Raw genomic sequence first — 3,361 nt, forward strand, 5'->3', positions numbered from 1 at the left:
TATCCAATGAGGCGGGTGCGGCCGGCGCAGCGAACATGGCTGGCGACCGCGGAATGCCGAACCTCAAGCAGACGCGCAAGAAAGCGAATGTCAACAAATTGACGGCCGTCGCAATCGCCGTAATCGCGCTTGCCACGGTGACACTAGGCGGTGCGATGTTCGCCAAGCGCTTGCAGGACCAGCACAACCAGGCGAAGGCCGATGCGCGCACGGCGCCGAAAGAAATGGGCGCTGACACCGGACATGACTTTTCGGTGGATGCGGACCGCTTGAAGCGCGAGAAGGCGGCGGCCGCCGAACAGGCGTCGATCTCAGCCGCCCAGTCAGGAGCCTCGATGCCCGTGCCAAGCGGTGCACCAGCAAGCGCTGTCGCCGTGGCAAGCGTCGGCGGTCATGCGGGGGCGGCCGCCCAAAGCGCGCCACACATCGAGACCGTTGCGGAGCGCCGCCTCGATGGAGACGTGTTGCTGAACAATGGCGACGACAAAGGTGGGGCAAATGGTGCCAGAAATAGCGAAGGCAAAAGCGCAAGCCTTGTCCCTGTCGTCGCGCGCGGTGTCGCCGGCGGACTGGATGACCGTCTCACCCCTTCGGCCTTGCCTAGCGTCAAGGCGAGCTTCCTGCCTGATCTGGACTATCTCCTCAAGCGCGGCATCATCATTTCTTGTGCCCAGAAAACCAAGATCGTCACGACCTATTCAGGCATGACCTCGTGCATCGTCACTCAGGACGTGTATTCCGCTGACGGTCGGACACTCTTGGTCGAGCGTGGCAGTGAGGCCACTGGCGAGCAGCGCACCGCCCTCATGCAGGGGCAGGCGCGCATCTTCGTGCTGTGGTCGCGCATCGATATGCCCAATGGCGTCACGATCCCGCTCGACTCGCCTGGTTCCGACTCGCTTGGCGCAAGCGGCCTCGAAGCCTATGTCGACAATCATTTCTGGGACCGTTTCGGCGGCGCCATCATGGTGAGCCTCATTGGCGACTTCGGACAGGCCGCAAGCAACCGGTCGCTCGGCAGCGGCGACAACCAGATCCAGTTTTCTAATACCTCGTCTGCGGGCCAAAGCCTGGCCGACGACACCCTCAAAAACACCGTCGATATCCCGCCGACCGCGTACTCGAATCAGGGTTCCGCGCTCAACATTTTCGTGGCACGCGATGTGGACTTCAGGAGCGTCTATGACCTCGAACACCAGTAGTCATGTGGGCTCGACCCATTTCGATTCGAGCAAAACAGTCCGCAGCTATCTCGCGTCAACCGGCATTGCCGAAAAAATGGCGACCCAAGGTGTCACGGAAGTGACGATCAACCGTCCCCATGAGATGTGGACCGAGACGGTCGATGGATGGCAGCAACACGCAGCGCCCGCCTTGTCGTTCGATCTTTGCAAGAAGCTGGCGGACGCGTTGACGATCTACAACAAGGCGTCCCCGCCTTTGTCAGCCCTCGCGCCAATCAAGCCAGTGCGCTTGCCCGACGGCGAACGCGGCCAGGTCATGACTGCTCCCGCGTGCGAGCCGGGAACCGTCTCGATGACCATCCGGATTCCGAGCACAGTTCGCTTTTCCAAAGACGATTATGTTCGTGCGGGCACGCTGACAGAGTTTGTGGATGTATCTCCGTCGGTACTGGCGGCATCGGCTGCTGTACGGCGTATGTCTGACTTGTTGGATGACGGTGTTCAAGATGCTGCACCCATCGAATTTGTGCCGGCTGGCGTCACGCTTGCGCCCTTCGAGCTGGAGATGCTTGCAGCCAAAGCCGCTCGCAACGTTCCACGGATGTTCGAACTTGCGATCAAGCACAAGCTCAACATCGTGACGGTCGGTGGTGTCGGGTCCGGCAAGACGACCCTCATGAAAATGTTGGCTGATCTCGTGCCACCGACCACGCGCATTGGCACGATCGAAGACACGCACGAACTGTCGTTACCGAACCATCCCAACCACGTCCACATGTTCTTCAGCGACAGCTTGCCAGCGAAAGAAATCGTCCGCTCGACGCTGCGCATGAAATTCGACCGCGTGTTTCTCACCGAGTTGCGCGGCGATGAAACGTGGGATTACCTCACGCTCCTCAATACCGGTACCGATGGCGGAATGACTTCCGTGCATGCGAACGATTGTGCGTCTGCCTTCTCGCGGATCGCGACACTGGTCAAGGCAAGCCAGGTTGGCCAGACGCTCGACTGGAGCTACATCCTGCACGAGGTGAAGACCACCATCGACCTGGTGCTCTTCTTGGAACGGAAACGCCTGACGCAGATCCACTACGACCCCGTGGAGAAGTGGAAGCTCTTGCGGGGGCTCGCATAAATGACCGATGCAAGATGCCCGTGTTTCCAATTGAAGCTGCGTCCGGGTTGGTCGCAGCCGGTGACTGGACCACTCGGATGTTTGGTCCCGGCTATGCAGTCAGCTGCGTTTAGGTCACGGACATGACGATTCAATCAAAGATCCTCGTGAGCGCACTTGCAGCCGCCGGCGTTGCGGCTGTTGCGGTGGGCGGCCAGTACGCGGGCGCCGCGCTCTTCGCAAAACTGCAGCACTTGCCGTCGTCGGTGGTTGGCATCTTTACGTTGCGCGACTACTGGCATGCCTATGGCGATGTACCTGCCGTCAAGAAAGCGCTTGCCGCATGTACGTTTGTGTCGATGGCCATTCCCGTTGGTGCGATCACGGCTGCTTGCTTTGCTGCGTTCGGTACGGCCAAACGCGAGCTTCATGGCAGTGCTCGGTTCGCGAAGGCGCATGAAATCCGCAAGACCGGATTACTCGATGGCGAAGACGGCAAGCCCGCGCTGATCGTCGGCAAGTATCGAGGCAAATATCTGACGTTTCCGGGCCAGCAATTTGTCATGCTCGCCGCGCCTACGCGATCGGGAAAAGGCGTGGCAGTGGCGATCCCGAATCTCCTCACCTATCCGGATTCGATGGTCGTCCTTGACTTGAAGCTGGAGAACTATAAGTACACGTCCGCCTACCGGCAAAAGTACGGGCAGAAGGTGTTCCTGTGGGCTCCCTTTGCGGAAGACGGCAAGTCGCACGGGTGGAACGTGTTCGACTCGATTGCTGATCGCCCGGAGCATCTTCGCATTGGCGACGTACAGGCGATTGGCCTTAAGTTCTATCCAACCAACGTCGAGGCCAAAACCAAGTTCTGGAATGACCTGGCGCGCAATCTGTTCGTGGGCTTAAGCCTGTATCTCATGGAGACGGCGAGCACAGAGCGCTATTGCACGCTTGGCGAGATCTTCCGTCAGTCGTCCGGCATGGGGAGACCGATCAAGGAGCACATTGCGCAGCTACGGGCCACCATGGGTCTGTCAGATGCGTGTACAGGTGCATTGAACCGATT

Annotated in this window: 3 protein-coding genes; all 3 read left to right on the forward strand. The window is 59.6% G+C overall.

What is annotated here, in order from left to right; translation table 11 throughout:
* Nucleotides 1–155 precede the first annotated feature (155 nt).
* Nucleotides 156–1,202: a type IV secretion system protein VirB10 gene (gene virB10 / locus ACFFAR_RS28600; RefSeq protein WP_375508943.1), complete on the forward strand. Its 1,047-nt coding sequence runs from the start codon at nt 156–158 to the stop codon at nt 1,200–1,202.
* Nucleotides 1,183–2,319 (forward strand): ATPase, T2SS/T4P/T4SS family, encoded by a 1,137-nt coding sequence (locus ACFFAR_RS28605; RefSeq protein WP_375508944.1) that lies wholly within the window; start codon nt 1,183–1,185, stop codon nt 2,317–2,319. The genes virB10 and ACFFAR_RS28605 overlap by 20 nt, the downstream gene beginning before the upstream one ends.
* A gap of 122 nt (nt 2,320–2,441) precedes the next feature.
* Nucleotides 2,442–3,361: type IV secretory system conjugative DNA transfer family protein (locus ACFFAR_RS28610; RefSeq protein ID WP_375508945.1), on the forward strand; the 920-nt coding region annotated here is incomplete at its 3' end.

Origin of the sequence: uncultured Caballeronia sp., assembly GCF_964243625.1 — a bacterium.
In the GTDB taxonomy this organism is placed as follows: domain Bacteria; phylum Pseudomonadota; class Gammaproteobacteria; order Burkholderiales; family Burkholderiaceae; genus Caballeronia.